Here is a 15,842-nt window from a genome sequence, read left to right on the forward strand (position 1 = left end):
TATGAGTTATGAAAAACATGCTATATAAGGGCTGTATGGAATAACCAAAAATAATTTTTCTGTCTTATTAAGTTTTAAACAAAACGAATCGGTTTAAACTCAGGCTCATGCTTGTGATGATCATCATCACACTCTTCACCCTCTTCTTTCGTTCCGCGGTCAATATAACCACTACGCTGATCTTCCGGTAAGTTCTTTAACTCCCAAGCAATCACAGCTTGCATACATGTTTCGCGCTGTTCTTTTGTCAAGACAACACCATTTGGCCATTTACCAATCTCTACGGCTGTTCTTAAACGCTCGACAATTTCAGGGTTTAAAACAGATAGCATTTGTTCAATATTCATGATTCATCTCTTTGAAAAGATTCAAAATCTTGGTTCCAACCCAGTTTGGTACGACAAGCCATATAGAAATCATAACCTGGTGGGTGTAATAAACTTAATTTAAATGGGTGTTTGCGGATGTGCAAACTATCACCGACATTGAGCGATACACTGTGCTGTCCGTCTGCACTCACCATCGGTAATACCCGGTTTTCGCGAATGACAATTTTAATTTCACTTTGCCCACCGACTACGATTGGGCGTGAAGATAATGTATGGGGATGCATAGGAACTAATGCAATCGCATCCATACTTGGATGTAAAATTGGGCCACCACCAGACAATGCATAAGCAGTTGATCCTGTTGGTGTCGAAACAATTAAACCATCGCTATGCTGACGGTAAACATATTGACCATCAATATTGAGTTCAAAGTCGATCATATGTACCGACTTACCTGAGTGTAGTACGACATCATTTAAAGCAATTGCGTCGTAAATGACTTCGCCATTGGTGCGTACTTCCATTTCAAGCAAGAAACGGCGATCAAGTTGAAAATGACCTTGTAATACCTGATCAAGTTTAAAAATAGCTTCCGCAGGCTTAATATCGGTTAAAAATCCTAAACGCCCACGGTTAATGCCAATAACAGGTGTATTGTAGCGAACTAAAGCTCTGGCTGCATGAAGCAAAGAACCATCTCCACCTACTACAATGACCAGATCAGCGACTTCACCTAATAAGTGACGACTAACAACTTGCGCATGATCATAGGGCACTAATTCGGCAGTTTCCTGATCAAAAATGGGGTTTAGGCCTAAACTTAGCAAATGGTCATGAATTAAACATAGTGTTTCTACAACTGATGATTTATCCGGTCGACCAATTAACCCGACGTTTCTGAAGGACTTATGTGAAATTTGCACGAATGAGTAAGCTCCGCTGCGATTCTACGCTATCATAACATTATCCTGATTAATTTAAAAAAACATAACAACAAGATGCAGTAAAATTCAATTTAAGTTTTCAATTTATTCACAGTTTTATCATTGCAAATTGATGACAAGCTATCGCATCATTAGCGTATTGTTTAGGGTTTTATCTCATTTATATGAAGTTTGAACGTGGTATCGGTTTCTTCGCGCTAATTTTTTCAATTTTGGTGATTGGTGCTTTTATTGCTCTTAGTATCTATCTGATTCGTTTAGATAATATTATTCGTGAAAAATTTGAAGGACAGCGCTGGGACATTCCGGCCAAAGTGTTTGCTCGGCCTTTGGAAATTTATAATAATGCACCCATTACCCAAGCAAATTTCACTCAAGAATTAAAATTATTAGGTTACAAAACTTCAAGTAATTATGACAAGTCAGGAACCTTTGTTGCTCAAGGTAGCAACATGTATGTGCATACACGTGGTTTCGACTATGGTGATAGCGTAGAACCTGAACAGGTTTTAGAGCTCAGCTTTGCAAACGACCAGGTTGCAGATGTACGTAGTACAAAACCATCATCAACAGGTGTGGCCCGTTTAGAACCTTTACTCATTGGGGGCATTTATACCCAGCATAATGAAGACCGTGTCCTGATTAAACTTAATAGTGTTCCTAAACCACTGATTGAAGCTTTAATTTCTACCGAAGACCGCAACTTCTATCATCACCACGGTATCTCGATTCGTGGTACAGCACGTGCTTTGGTGAGTAATGTCACTGGAGGACGTCGCCAAGGTGGTTCAACACTCACACAACAGTTAGTTAAAAACTTCTATTTAACACCTGAACGCACCTTAAAACGTAAAGTGAATGAAGCATTAATGGCTTTACTTATTGAGTTGCATTACAGCAAAGATGAAATTTTAGAAGCCTATTTAAACGAAGTAAATTTAGGCCAAAATGGTAACTATTCAATCAATGGTTATGGCTTAGCTTCACAATTTTATTTTGGTTTACCACTTCGTGAACTGAATGTCGCACAACAAGCTTATTTAGTTGGTTTAGTTCAAGGGCCATCGCTATATAACCCTTGGAAAAACCCTGAAGGAGCAAAAAATCGTCGCGATACAGTGCTCAATAACATGCGTGTAATGGGTTATTTAACTCAAGCAGAATATGAAACTGAAATTGCACGTCCTTTAGGTATTCTAAGTAAACCAAGCCTAGGGCCTGCAAAATTCCCTGACTTTTTAGATATTGTACGTCGTCAGTTACGTACCGAATATCAAGAAAGTGATTTAACCAATCAAGGACTACGTATTTTTACGACCTTGGACCCAATTGCTCAAACTCAAGTTCAAGATGCATTTAAAGCATCTGTAGAACGTCTTAGTCAAAGCAACCCTGCTCGTTTGAAAAACTTGCAAGGTGCTGTGCTCATTGCACATCCAGAAAACGGTGAATTGATTGCAGCTGTCGGTTCGACTCAAGACTTTACTGGATTCAACCGTACTTTAGATGCAAAACGTCAAGTCGGTTCCCTATTGAAGCCAGTGATTTATTTAAGCGCAATGGAGTCTGGACGTTATAACTGGGCAAGCAAGATCGAAGATGCGCCAATTAGCATTCCTGTAGATGGTGGTAAAAGCTGGACACCGAAAAACTATAGTGGCGGTGGTCATGGCGTTGTAAGTTTAAGTGAAGCCTTAGCAAACTCTTATAACCTTTCTGCTGTGCGTTTAGGTCAAGAATTTGGGTTATCTACATTTACCAACAACTTAAAGAAATTTGGTGTCGAATCACCAATTCCGGCCTACCCTTCTATTTTCCTTGGTGCAGTTAATATGTCGCCAATGGAAGTACTCGGTATTTATGAAAACTTTGCTACAGGTGGTTTTAAATATCCAACTCGTGCAATTCGTTCTATAGTAGATGCCAAGGGTCGTTTACTTGATCGTTATGGTTTAAACGTACAACAAACAATTGATCCATCTGTTGGTTATATCATGAACTATGGTCTACAACAGGTTATGTCTTCAGGTACTGGTCGTGCAGCTTATAACAGCTTATCACCTACTTTAAAATTGGCTGGTAAATCAGGTACAACCAACGATACACGTGATTCATGGTTCGCAGGATATTCTGGCAACCATGTTGCTGTAGTGTGGTTAGGTCTAGATGACAATAAAGTAACTGGCTTAACTGGTTCATCTGGAGCATTACCTGTGTGGATTAATGTGATGAAACAATTACGTCAAACCCCAGTAAATCTACGTCAACCAGACACTGTACAGTGGCAATGGATTGATCATGCAACAGGTGATTTGTCTGCACAGGCTTGTGCTGGAGCAATGTATATTCCTATGCTGACGCATACAGTGCCACATCGTGCTACGCCATGTGCAGCACCTTATTATCAAGTTGATCCAACATACGCACCACAAAGTGATAACACAGCACCAGCATCTCAACCGGATAATAGCGATAGCTATATTCGTGATAGTGAAAGTCAGATGGAACAAGATCTGTCGAATAACACACGAGTGATTTCTAGTGGTAGTTATAACAACTAAGTGTTAACAGGAAACAGGATATGTTAAAGAAGGGTGTTTTTTATATTGGTGCTGTACTTATGGTCGGCTGTACAACTTTACCAGATCATTCAGTCCCAAAAGAGAAAACACCACCTGTTGCCGAAAAAAAGAGTACTGAGACACCATCTGGTGTAAAAATTACACCTTATGATCATTCAGATATTCAACGTAAAAGTTTACAGGTGATTGTTCCTCAGCAGAAAAAGCCCCAACGCTTTAATGATGATGGAAGCCAATTACCTGCTTTTAAAACGTTAATGCAAAAAACTGAGCAAGCTTACAAAAACCAGCAATGGTCGGAGGCTGAGCGCTACGCCCTTCAAGCGCAGCGTTTAGCACCACAAGCCGCCGAGACTTATTTATTTTTAGCACTCAGTGCAAATCATAAACAGCAATATGCTAATGCTGAGTCTCTTGCAAGACGTGGTTTAAGCTTTGCTCAGAGCCAAGCGATGAAAAAACAGCTTTGGCTAACCATTTTAAAAGCTGGGCAACAACGCAATAACCAAAAAACTATTCAAGAAGCTCAGCAAGCATTAAAAGCGCTCTAGCTTTTAATGCTTTTATGTCTTTTTAAAAATTACGAATACCTGCCAAGCCATACGCACCGTGTTGCTGTGCTGTGGCTAAATCATCAGGACTCATCCCCCCCAAAGCAAAGACGGGAATCTGGCATTTCTCAATCAAGTCAGCAAAACGATCCCACCCAAGTGCTCTCGCTTCTGGGTGAGTTTCAGTTACTTTGACAGGACTTACAAAAACAGCATCACAGCCGATTTGCTGTGCGTGTTGTAAAGAAACTGCATCGTGGCAAGCTGCAATAAAACGCACTCCCACCTCTAAATCACCTTTATGCAAACTCATTAATTGGGACTGTTTAAGATGAACTGTTTTTATGTGGCTTTTTAACTCAGGTTTTAGTTTGCGCCAAATATCGATATTTATGATTAATTTTGAAAGCTGCTCTGTATTTAACAGCACTAATTTTTCTATATCTTCTGGTTTAAAACTATCTTTTTCACTACGCCAATACACTAAAGTGTCCTTATTTTCGGTTAGTACGAGCGTAGAATTAATTTTAATGAAATGTGGCCAATACAATCTTTTTATGATGTCTTTATTGGCTTTCGGGAAGTTTAAGTTAACTAGCTGATCACGCGTATACCATGTCCAAGGCTGGTGAATAAGATTTAATAACTCATCAGGTACATAGCTATGGAATAAATGAAGATTGACAATAATGTCATCATATTCATGGTGAATATAATCAAATTGATGCCATTCTTTTAAACCGATACCGACTTCTTCATAAATTTCACGGCGGCAGGCTTCTTCTGGTGTTTCACCTTGCTCGACCTTTCCTCCTGGAAACTCATGCTTGCCACCTTGATGCTGCTGCTCCCCACGCCATCCAACTAATATTTTCCCACGATGAATTAAGATAGCTATTGCAACATCGACGATCGGTTTAGGCATTTTTCTACTCACTCAAGTTTTTCACAAGTGTAAGCAAATTTTATCAATTTATAAATTCTTTAAAATCTCATTGACAGATCTATTCGATAATGATTATCATTTAAATCGTTCAAGAATATACCACGGAGCACAACAAATGAACGCACCTTTTAGCTTATTTACTCGTAACACTGATTCAGCTCATGCCTTACCAATGCTGCATTCTAACAACCTATTTGCATTAGGTCGTGAAATTCGAATTATGCATGCTGGCGAGGAATATCGTTTACGCCTTACACGCAATAACCGTCTCATTTTAACTAAATAAGAACGATCCTCGCGTTTCAATAATATTCGTGGGAAAACAAAAAATGGATAGCATGGGCAACCATGCTATTTTTGTATTTCCTGATTAAAAGGCATTATCACTTCAACTTTTAAACCACCTTGGCTTGCATGCATAAATTGTAGTTCTCCACTATGGAGTTGAATAATTTTTTTAGTAATTGAGAGCCCTAGTCCTGACCCTTGCTGCTGCGTACCTAATACCCGAAAAAAACGCTGTCCTAGACGTCTTAAAACTTCATCATCTACCCCATTTCCAGCGTCTTCTATAGAAATTTTCAGTTGTTGCTGGGACTGACTCAGTTCAACATGAATAAATCCTAAAGTAGGACTATAGCGAATCGCGTTATCAAATAGATTTCGAAAAGCAATAAAGAGTAACTCTTCATTCGCAAATACTTTAGTTTCATTTGACAAAATATTGGTCTCAATCATCATTTGTTTGGCTTGCGCATCAATATTTACGGTTTCAATGACTCGAGCCAATATATGGTTTAAATCAATCACACTCTTAAACAGATCTGGCTGTTCTGTTTCATTAGGCTCTAAACGAGCAAGTAGTAGTAAATTTTCAAGAATCTTTGTACTTCTTGAAACGTCTTGTTGGATGCGTTCGAAGTCTTGGTCAAGCTCTGGAACATGCTGGTATTTACGCTGTAAAACTTGAAGTCGCATTTGTATTGCTGATAAAGGTGAACGTAACTCATGTGAGGCATCTGCGGTAAAGCGTTGTTCAGCAACAAGCGCCCGCTGGAGTCTTGCAAGTAACTGATTTAAAGCATCTATGACTGGTTGAATTTCTGTAATGACATCCGGGTCTTGAATTGGTTCTAAATTTGATGCAGTTTTTTGAGCAATACGCTTAGAAAGTAGATTTAAAGCCGCCAATTGTTGTTCTGTACGCCAGCTTACAATCACCCATTGTAATAGCCAGAACAGAACCATAAGACCGCTATATCCAGCGAGTGCTTTGAGTACCTCTTCAACACGTGTACTCATGGGCTGAAAGACTTCAACTTGCAGCTCTGAATCTTTTTGTTGTGTGGCCAGACTACGCCATAATTGACCATCAAACCAAAAGTATGAAAACCCTTTAGATAAATTACCCTGCTCAAAAAGCTCATGTTGATAAGTATGAGAATGGGTAAGCAATTGACCAGAGTCTAATAATTCATATTGAATATCAAATTCATCACTGAGCTCATCAAACTGCTTCATAGGATGGTTAGAAAGATCAGAAACCAACAAAGTATCTGAAATTTCATCCATAATTTGATCTTGCACGGACATGTTGTGGTAAATCGAGAATATAGTCAGTAAACCTAAAGCCAACAGCCCGACCACTACACTGCTCCACATGGTGGTCTTAACCAGTTGAGACTGTAAAGATGAACGGTTCAGTTTCATTTTAAATCTCCCATACGGTAGCCTAGTCCCCGTATGGTTTTAATGCTGCTACTGCCGATTTTTTTTCGAAGCTGGTAAATAAAAACTTCTATTGCATTACTTTCAATCTCGTCACCCCATGCATAGAGCGCTTCTTCTAACTGATCACGCGTAATAATATGTTCAGGATGAACCATGAGCTTACGTAAGATTTGGAACTCTTTAGCTGTTAAATCAATAGAGATTCCCGCCAATAATACAACTTTTGCTTGAGTATCGAGGTGTAAATCTCCCCAAGTTAAAACCGATTGCTGACTCAAAGTTTGTTTGCGCAATTGAGCTCGGATACGGGCAGATAACTCTTCTAAGCTAAAAGGTTTAACCAAGTAGTCATTTGCACCTAAATCTAGCCCCTCTACTCGGTCATGAATGCTGTCACGCGCTGTAATAAAAATGACTGGTACATTTTTTTGTTTATAACGTATTGTTGTTAAGACTTTTTCACCCGCCAATTCAGGCAAACCTCGATCAAGTAGAATACAGTCATAGTCATGCTGTTCAATCGCAGTAAGCGCGTAATCACCTCTTTCAACCCAGTCGACTTGATAGCCATCTAACTCTAACCAAGATTGAATGCTTTCCGCTTGAGAGCGATCATCTTCTGCAAGCAAAATTCTCATCTATTTATCCTGTTATATTCTGACTTGATCTTGCCAAGCATTTATTAAAAAAGCAAAGCCGCATCATTCGTGCGGCTATAAATGGTATAAGCAAAGTCCAATGCTTAAAATTGGACTTGCTCTACATCAATTTCTACATGTTTTGAGGGTTTAAAGTCTATATCGACTTCACCAACCAGACCAATATTAGTCGTTGGAGAAATAGGATGACCCTGCCAAAGTTCATCATCTACATTAATAATAATAGTGCCTGTTTTATCTCGGAACTGATATTTCTCATCGCCTATAGACTTCACCACTTGCCCATGTAATTTTACAGGCGTATTGTCTTTTGCCTTTAATGCTTGCTTAACAGTAGTGACTGTTGCAGGTATAGCTGCTGCCTGACTCGTAGATAGATGTGCTATGGCTATACCAGTAATAGCTGTCATCAAGATCACTTTAAATGTTTTCATAAAATCACCTATTTGATTACATCTTGGAATGACATCAGTAAAACAAGCATAAATGAGGTGAATCTTAAGAAAAATTTAATTTAAAGGCACAACACGTAATACCTCTTCCAAAGTAGTAAGTCCTTCAATGACTTTATGCGCTCCAGCAATTCGCAAAGGCTCCACACTTTCTTTTTTAGTTTGGCTTCTTAGTTCATTTAAAGTTGCGTGACTACCAATCAGATGCTTAAGCTCAAGACTAACAGGCATAAATTCATAAATACCGACTCGCCCTTTATAGCCTGTATGACGGCATTGTTCACAGCCTACTGCTTGATACACTTTTTCTGGCATTTCCATAATGTAGTCGAACGTTAGGTGCTGCCATTCATCCTCATTAATATGAGTTTGTTGCTTACAGTGCGGGCAAAGCTGTCGCACTAAACGCTGTGCCAATACGCCTAAAATAGTTGCTGCTGTCAGAAATGGTTGTACACCTAAATCATGCAAACGAGTCAAACTAGACGGCGCATCATTGGTATGTAAAGTTGACAGTACCAAATGCCCTGTAAGTGCCGCCTGAATGGCCATGTTCGCAGTGTCTTGGTCACGAATTTCCCCAATCATAATAATGTCGGGGTCTTGACGCATTAAAGCACGTACACCATCAGCAAAGCCCAGATCAATTGCATTATTGACCTGCATTTGGTTAAAACTAGGCTCTAACATTTCAATCGGGTCTTCAATGGTACAGACATTGACTTGATCGGTTGCGAGTTGCTTTAAAGAAGAATATAGCGTTGTGGTTTTACCAGAACCTGTTGGACCAGTAACCAAAATAATGCCGTGACTATTTTGTGTAATGCGCTGCCATTGTTGCAGCAATGACTGATCAAAACCCAGTTGCTGAAAAGAGCGTACCAATACATCTGGGTCAAAAATACGCATAACCAGTTTTTCACCAAACGCTGTTGGTAAGGTAGATAAACGGAGTTCGGTTTCTTGCCCTTTCGGTGTCCGTGTTTTTAATCGACCATCTTGCGGTTTACGCTTTTCCGCTACATTTAACCGCCCTAAAATTTTAATTCGGGAAATCACGGCGGTCAGTGTATTTGAAGGCATGTTATAAATGGTGTGTAAAACGCCATCAATACGAAACCGAACTTTACCATTGTCTTTGCGTGGTTCCATGTGAATATCACTGGCGCTTTGTTCAAATGCAAACTGTAAAATCCAGTCGACCAATTTCACAATGTGTTGATCATTGGCATCAGGGTTTTGGCTATCACCAAGTTGTAAAAGCGCTTCTACTCCTTTGTTATCACGGTCATGCGCAGCATCTTTTTGAGCTGAATTTACAGCACGACTAACCTGATAATACTCTCGTAAATAACGTTGCAACTGTTCGGGATTAAGCAATACCCGTTCAATTTTTTTCGGTGCCAAACTGCGTTCCAGATTATTTAACCAATCTATTTTAAAAGGCTGGTCGGTACCAATCACAATTCGGTCCGCATGGACTTCTACAGCTAAAATGTGGTTTCGAATCGCAAACTCTTGTGACATGACTTGAGTTAAAGCGCTGACATCTGCCTTTAAAGGATCAATCACAAATAATGGTAATTGCGCCCGATCGGCAAACCATTGGCACAGGCGGTTTAAACTTAAATGTGCCTGTACGTGGTGTTGATCTTTTAAATTAAAATGGGCAATCCACTGTAATGGATGCCATTTCAATTGATCTTTTTGTCTATTTGTCGTTTGTACCAGTAATTTATCACGCTCAGTAATACGGCCTTCTTGTAATAGTTGTTCTAGGCACCAATGTGCGTCTATTTCTACATGTGCATTCATGTGTTATCCCCAATATATTTTTATAATATAGCAGAGATGTTTTAGATTTAACTGGTATGAAAATTTCCAAATTCAGCTTTTAAATACCTTTTAACTTCAATTAATTAAACCAATTCTCAACTTATTATTGTTTTGTGGCATAGATCATATTTATAAAGATATTTATTGTGATAGTTTGATTAAAAAAGAGACTAGGCTCAATACAATAAAAAGCATACACTGCATATGAATACATGATTTAAATATGATTAACACCTGTATATAACAATAAACCAAAGAGGAAGTATTATGAATCTTCCAATGACAATGTCATTACAAACTGCATCTTTTGAAGAATTTATCACCATTATTGCAGCGGCATTGGGCTGCGGGTTATTAATTGGTTTGGAACGTGAAAGAAGCAAGCTCAAACATGAATACAAAACGTTTGCAGGTTTTCGATCTTTTGCAATTAGCTCCCTACTTGGTGCAATCTGCTTTTTATTTGGTACTGAAATTGGAATTGTAGGCGCTCTACTTATTGGCGCAATCAGCATAGTCTCCCTTAAAAACCAGCCGAATGACCCAGGTGTTACTACAGAACTCGCTTTTATTATGACTTATTTTATAGGAGCGCTTTGTATCTGGAATATTTCGTTAGCTGCGGGTCTCGCAGTCATCATGACGATTATTTTATTAGCAAAACAATCCATGCATGGTATTGCCAGTCAGTGGATTACCGAATCAGAATTACGTGATGGGATTTTTTTACTGGCATTACTTTTAATTGCCTTACCCTTAGTTCCCAATAAACCATTTTGGGGACCTGTTTTAAACCCACATGTGATTTTAAAATTACTGACTTTGATTTTATTTGTGCAAGCGCTCGCACATATTGCAAAACGGCTTTTGTCATCGAAAAATGCTCTATTACTTTCTTCTTTAGCATCTGGTTTTGTATCGAGTACAGCGACTATTGCAACTCTAGGTTTAGAAGTTCGTTCTGGTCGTGCGAACGCCACCACAAATGCTGGTGCTGCATTGATGTCGTGTGTTTCTACACTCATTCAGACCTTAATAATTGTGATTGGAATTAGCTTAGCATGGTTCAAAGTCATTATATTTCCAATGCTGATTGCATTGGTTTTTTTAGCGGTGTGGGCCTTTATTTTATTGCGTAAGGCGGAACCAAGTTCGACTTCAGCCGAATTAGACTCCAGAATGTTCAGCTTAAAAGAAGCCGTGATTATTGCGGGAACACTCACACTCATTCAGATTGGTGTTTATGGCCTAAGTCTATATTTAGGAGATGCAGGCTTAATCGCTGGGACTCTACTCGCTTCTTTGTTTGAAATACATGCAGCTATTGCAGCAGTAATTGTACAAGGAGAACCAAATAACGCTCACACATCGCTACTAATCGCTTTTATGAGTGGTTTTGCAGTGCATGCAATTGCCAAGAGCATTAATTCGGCTATTTCAGGTGGAATGCGCTATGCCCTTGCTTTTATTCCCGCACAACTCACTCACATGGCGATATTAATTTGTCTGCTATGGATGAACATACATTGGTTTTAAAATGAGATGCTTAAGCGAACAAAACATCCTCTACCATATCAATTACTGTAATTACATTATCATTCACTTTAAAATGAATATCAAAATTCGAAAATTTCATTTTATAGACTCGTTCAGGGTCTTCTTGATAGGCAGGCCTTGGGTCTAAAGCTAGAACTTGCTCTAATTCATCCAGATATTGCCCGTTAATTTTTTTATTTTTTAGAAAATTTTGCTGAGTAGTCATGGCACTTTCCGACCAGATGACTTGCTTTCGTTCTGGTTCAGCTTGTGCATAGCCACTTTGAGCATCAACAATGGCATCTGAGTATTGAATATAAGGTTTAATATCTAAAATTGGCGTGCCATTTAGTAAATCACTGCCCGTAACATACACTCTTAAAGACTTACCGACTTTTTCAACCTTTTTTAAACGTACTACAGATAAACCTACAGGCGCTGGACGATACATACTGCGTGTTGCAAATACACCAATTTTTTCATTACCCCCTAAACGTGGTGGGCGAACCTGAGGTCGAAACTTAGTTGCATTCTCCTGATTTTTATTGTCATGAAACTGCCAGATGAGCCAGAGATGAGTAAATTGCTCAATTCCCTCAAAAGCCAATAAGTCATTATAAGGTTCTACCATTTCGATATAAGACTCGATATTGACCAAGTTGGGCTGACGTGGAATACCAAATTTTTCTCGAAAAGGTGAGCACATGTGCCCGACTATTGGGAGGGTGACAGAGTTCATCATCACTTTTTCTTATAAACACAATTAAATATATTCAGTTTATCGGGAATGAAATTAGATTAGAATAGCAATCTGTTTTCTTTTAATCGTGATCGAGACCTTTAATGGCTGCTTTTAACGTTGAACGCATTACTCATGTGCACCACTGGAATGACACCCTTTTCAGTTTTAAAACTACACGCGACACTAGCTTACGTTTTAAAAATGGTCAGTTCGTGATGATCGGACTTGAAGTGAATGGCAAACCGTTAATGCGTGCGTATTCGATTGCAAGTGCGAACTACGAAGAAGAGTTAGAATTCTTCTCAATTAAAGTACAAGACGGTCCTTTAACTTCGATTTTGCAAAAAGTACAAGTTGGTGACGAAATTTTAGTTTCTAAAAAACCAACAGGTACATTGGTTCATGATGACCTTTTACCAGGTAAAAACTTGTACCTTTTATCTTCTGGTACTGGTCTTGCTCCATTCTTATCAATTATTCGTGACCCAGAAACTTACGAACGCTTTGAAAAAGTAATCGTTGTTCATGGTACACGCTATATTTCTGAATTAGCTTATCAAGACCTGATTTTGAACGAATTACCAAACCATGAATTCTTTGAAGAATTAGGTATTAAAGACAAACTTGTTTACTACCCTACTGTTACTCGTGAACCTTTCCACACTCAAGGTCGTGTAACAACTGCAATTGAAACTGGTGCTTTATTTGAAAAAATTGGTTTACCACGTTTTAACCGCGAAACTGACCGTGCAATGCTTTGCGGTAGCCCTGCATTCTTAAAAGATGTTGCTGCATTACTTGACCAACATGGTTTAGTTGAATCACCTCGTATGGGTGAAATGGGCGACTACGTAATTGAACGTGCGTTCGTAGAAAAATAAGCTTTTTCTAAATAAAAAAACCGAGGCTAAGTCCTCGGTTTTTTTATATCTCTTTTTATAAGGTGATACTGCCATCAATACAGGTAACAGCGGTTCCACCCACTAAAATTTTATCTTGATGCAATTCAAGTTGAAGGTGTCCATCACGGCCTAAAGCCCGACCTTGTGAAGAAAGCACCACATCATTTTGTGCTGGCAAAATTCCGTGGTAACGAATAAATGAAGCTACGCTACCATTCCCACTCCCACAAACTGGATCTTCATTTATTCCAATAGAAGGGGCAAATGAGCGGACTTCTATATGTTTCTGCTCATCATTATTTTCATAAAAACCATAAACCGTCGCGCCCGTAACTTTCATTTCTAAATCATGTTGTTTCAAGGCTGCAAAGTCTGGTTGAGTCGCTAAAACAGCCTTAGCGTTTACAGCTTGTAAGACAATCCAGCGCGCACCCACATCAACCAATGCTGCATTCCATTGAGTATCAATCTGACATTTTAAAATTTCAGCCAGTTTTTCAGTGTGCATTGTGTCAAGTGGAGTAATTTTAGGCTTAGGTAGTTCAAATGAAATATGCTTTGAGTCACTTACGGTCAGAGTCACCAAACCCGCAGCACATTGCTGTACCAGTTTACCATCTTTAGGTGTCACGAGGCCTGCTTCAAGCAAAGCATAGGCAGTACCAATTGTAGGATGTCCAGCAAAGGGCAACTCACTTTGTGGAGTAAAAATTCGAACCTGATAGTCAGCTTGAGAATCGGTCGCAGCGAGCACAAAAGTCGTTTCAGAAAGATTAGTCCAATTCGCAATTTCCTGCATCTGTTCAGATGTTAAGGCACTGGCGTCCATAATGACTGCAACAGGATTACCTTTAAATGCTTGTGAAGTAAAAACATCAACTTGTTTAAATGCAACAACAGACATAGACCACTCCTACTGATTTTGTAATTAAAAATTATGGCTTTTAAATCCTTACCATTTTTTGATCTTACTGATTTATTTTTAATGGTCACAGTATCAGTTCATATGAAAAATAATAGACACAGTTTTTAAGTTAGATTTGTGTTAGATGAACTAATCAAAAGCAATCACAATATTTGAGTTAAATAAAAGATCACTATAAAGTGTATCCATTGCTTTGGCTTTTTAATGAATTGACATGTACAAATATAAAAAAGTGAGTGATGACCTAACCCTGCAAATTCAGAATGGCAGGCAGCCTATTGGTTCACGCTTACCATCAATTCGCGACTGCGCAAATCATTATCAGGTCAGCATTAACACCGTAAAAGAAGCTTATCGTCAGCTTGAAGACCAAGGTTTAATTTCAGTTCGCCCACAGTCTGGCTACTATGTTTGTCATGCGCCTTCAAACCTATTAGAACTTGAAGAGCGTTATGTCAGTGAAGAAAAAGTATCTCTTTCAGGAATTAGCTGTTTTCTAGCACAAATCGTTAAAAAGCAGATGGATCCTGACTATGTTAATTTAGCCTTAGCTTGTCCTACAGGTGAAAACTTCTATCCAATTGAACGCTTAAAACGCTTAACTGCTCAAGTTTTACGGACGCAGCCAGACATTTTTAAAAACTATACTTTACCACCCGGCTCTATACGTTTACGTACACAAATTGCGAGGCGAAGTTTACAGCTTGGTATGTTTCTTTCAGCAGACGATATTGTACTCACTCATGGCACTATGGAGGCTTTAAGTCTCGCGATTATGGCAACAACTCAAGCGGGTGACAGCATTGCTCTTGAGATTCCTACTTTTCATAACCTGTACCCGCTTCTTCATAATTTAGGCCGAAAAATTGTAGAAGTACCGACTTCACCGCATACAGGTATGTGCCTAGATGCTCTTGAAGAACTGTTAAAATCTCAAAATGTACAAGCTATATTAACCATTCCAACAGGTCACAATCCTCTCGGTTTTAGCATGCCTGAAACTAACCGTCGTCGCTTGGCAGAGTTAGCTAATCAGTTTCAAGTTCCTGTCATTGAAGATGCAATGTACGCCGAATTGCAACTGACAGAACCGCTTTTACCCAACATTAAGGCGTTTGATCAAAATGGATGGGTTTTGGTGTGTGGTAGCTATACAAAAACCGTAGCACCCGACTATCGAATTGGTTGGCTAGAAGCTGGGCGCTTTCGTAATATTGTACAGCAACTTAAATTTACGACCACTGTTGCTGAACCGGCTTTGCTCACGGAAACGTTGGGACTTTTCTTAGAGAATGGCGGTTATGACCTGCATTTACGGCAGCTCAAAAAACGCTATCAACAGCAAATTGACACCATCAAATCTTATATTTGCCGTTATTTTCCACTCGGTACTCGAGTCAGTCGACCGCAAGCAGGATTTATTTTATGGTTAGAACTACCCGAATCAATTGATACCCTAGAACTGTTTCATCAGGCAATGGATGAAAAGATCTTATGTATGCCGGGAATTTTATGTTCGGCTGATAAACGTTTTAGTCATTGTTTACGCATAGCAGCTTGTTTTGAGCTAAATCCCAAAATGTTAAATGCTTTGATCCGCTTAGGTGAGTTAGCAAAAAATATGCTACCCGCGCAAAAAGATTTAGATCAAATCCCTACTAATTCAGTAGGTTGAATCCAAAATGTGGAGTTAATAAAATAAAACCA

General features: G+C 39.0%; 15 protein-coding genes. 6 read left to right on the forward strand and 9 right to left on the reverse strand.

All coding sequences use genetic code 11. From position 1 onward, the window contains the following. Nucleotides 1-74: 74 nt before the first annotated feature. Nucleotides 75-347, reverse strand: a complete 273-nt coding sequence (locus AC056_RS05685) for a YeaC family protein (RefSeq protein ID WP_049064370.1) — start codon at nucleotides 345-347, stop codon at nucleotides 75-77. Then, on the reverse strand, nucleotides 344-1,252 hold the full coding sequence (locus AC056_RS05690) for an NAD(+) kinase (RefSeq protein ID WP_002049094.1): 909 nt from the start codon (nucleotides 1,250-1,252) through the stop codon (nucleotides 344-346). The genes AC056_RS05685 and AC056_RS05690 overlap by 4 nt, the downstream gene beginning before the upstream one ends. 185 nt (nucleotides 1,253-1,437) lie before the next feature. Between AC056_RS05690 and mrcB the strand changes: the two genes are divergently transcribed. Together mrcB and AC056_RS05700 are read left to right on the forward strand one after the other, a co-directional pair. Continuing rightward, the gene (gene mrcB, locus AC056_RS05695; RefSeq protein WP_077162984.1) at nucleotides 1,438-3,834 is read left to right on the forward strand and encodes a penicillin-binding protein 1B; all 2,397 of its coding nucleotides are present in this window, start codon (nucleotides 1,438-1,440) and stop codon (nucleotides 3,832-3,834) included. Between the two features lie 20 nt (nucleotides 3,835-3,854). After that, nucleotides 3,855-4,406, forward strand: coding sequence for a tetratricopeptide repeat protein (locus AC056_RS05700; protein ID WP_077162985.1), 552 nt, complete (start codon nucleotides 3,855-3,857; stop codon nucleotides 4,404-4,406). 22 nt (nucleotides 4,407-4,428) lie between these two features. Here the strand turns inward: AC056_RS05700 and AC056_RS05705 are convergent, their stop codons facing one another. Continuing rightward, nucleotides 4,429-5,331, reverse strand: coding sequence for an NUDIX domain-containing protein (locus AC056_RS05705; RefSeq protein WP_077162986.1), 903 nt, complete (start codon nucleotides 5,329-5,331; stop codon nucleotides 4,429-4,431). Nucleotides 5,332-5,467: 136 nt separating this feature from the next. On the opposite strand from AC056_RS05705, the gene hemP reads away from it, so the two are divergent. Beyond that, nucleotides 5,468-5,638 (forward strand): hemin uptake protein HemP, encoded by a 171-nt coding sequence (gene hemP / locus AC056_RS05710; RefSeq protein WP_000993415.1) that lies wholly within the window; start codon nucleotides 5,468-5,470, stop codon nucleotides 5,636-5,638. Between the two features lie 65 nt (nucleotides 5,639-5,703). Here hemP and AC056_RS05715 read toward each other — a convergent pair whose 3' ends face one another. From AC056_RS05715 to AC056_RS05730, 4 genes are all read right to left on the reverse strand, one after another. Further along, nucleotides 5,704-7,062, reverse strand: a complete 1,359-nt coding sequence (locus AC056_RS05715) for an ATP-binding protein (RefSeq protein ID WP_004700515.1) — start codon at nucleotides 7,060-7,062, stop codon at nucleotides 5,704-5,706. Then, nucleotides 7,059-7,721 carry a response regulator transcription factor gene (locus AC056_RS05720; protein WP_077162987.1) on the reverse strand — a complete coding sequence of 221 codons (663 nt, stop codon included), beginning with the start codon at nucleotides 7,719-7,721 and terminating at the stop codon, nucleotides 7,059-7,061. The genes AC056_RS05715 and AC056_RS05720 overlap by 4 nt, the downstream gene beginning before the upstream one ends. Nucleotides 7,722-7,825: 104 nt before the next feature. Continuing rightward, nucleotides 7,826-8,176, reverse strand: a complete 351-nt coding sequence (locus tag AC056_RS05725) for a NirD/YgiW/YdeI family stress tolerance protein (RefSeq protein WP_004700511.1) — start codon at nucleotides 8,174-8,176, stop codon at nucleotides 7,826-7,828. Nucleotides 8,177-8,251: 75 nt separating this feature from the next. After that, nucleotides 8,252-10,009 carry a GspE/PulE family protein gene (locus AC056_RS05730; protein ID WP_019457134.1) on the reverse strand — a complete coding sequence of 586 codons (1,758 nt, stop codon included), beginning with the start codon at nucleotides 10,007-10,009 and terminating at the stop codon, nucleotides 8,252-8,254. Nucleotides 10,010-10,297: 288 nt separating this feature from the next. On the opposite strand from AC056_RS05730, the gene AC056_RS05735 reads away from it, so the two are divergent. Continuing rightward, complete coding sequence (locus AC056_RS05735; RefSeq protein ID WP_039250909.1) at nucleotides 10,298-11,566, forward strand: MgtC/SapB family protein; 1,269 nt, start codon at nucleotides 10,298-10,300, stop codon at nucleotides 11,564-11,566. Between the two features lie 10 nt (nucleotides 11,567-11,576). Here the strand turns inward: AC056_RS05735 and tsaA are convergent, their stop codons facing one another. After that, nucleotides 11,577-12,305 carry a tRNA (N6-threonylcarbamoyladenosine(37)-N6)-methyltransferase TrmO gene (gene tsaA / locus AC056_RS05740; RefSeq protein WP_077163078.1) on the reverse strand — a complete coding sequence of 243 codons (729 nt, stop codon included), beginning with the start codon at nucleotides 12,303-12,305 and terminating at the stop codon, nucleotides 11,577-11,579. A gap of 104 nt (nucleotides 12,306-12,409) precedes the next feature. On the opposite strand from tsaA, the gene AC056_RS05745 reads away from it, so the two are divergent. Further along, nucleotides 12,410-13,189, forward strand: a complete 780-nt coding sequence (locus tag AC056_RS05745) for a ferredoxin--NADP reductase (protein WP_002118187.1) — start codon at nucleotides 12,410-12,412, stop codon at nucleotides 13,187-13,189. 55 nt (nucleotides 13,190-13,244) lie between these two features. On the opposite strand, the gene AC056_RS05750 is transcribed toward AC056_RS05745, so the two are convergent. Further along, nucleotides 13,245-14,114, reverse strand: coding sequence for a PhzF family phenazine biosynthesis protein (locus AC056_RS05750; protein ID WP_077162988.1), 870 nt, complete (start codon nucleotides 14,112-14,114; stop codon nucleotides 13,245-13,247). A 229-nt stretch (nucleotides 14,115-14,343) separates the two neighbouring features. Between AC056_RS05750 and AC056_RS05755 the strand changes: the two genes are divergently transcribed. Continuing rightward, nucleotides 14,344-15,810 carry a PLP-dependent aminotransferase family protein gene (locus AC056_RS05755; protein ID WP_077162989.1) on the forward strand — a complete coding sequence of 489 codons (1,467 nt, stop codon included), beginning with the start codon at nucleotides 14,344-14,346 and terminating at the stop codon, nucleotides 15,808-15,810. Nucleotides 15,811-15,842: the final 32 nt, after the last annotated feature.

It is taken from the genome of Acinetobacter genomosp. 33YU (assembly GCF_001990725.1).
GTDB classification, from domain to species: domain Bacteria; phylum Pseudomonadota; class Gammaproteobacteria; order Pseudomonadales; family Moraxellaceae; genus Acinetobacter; species Acinetobacter seifertii.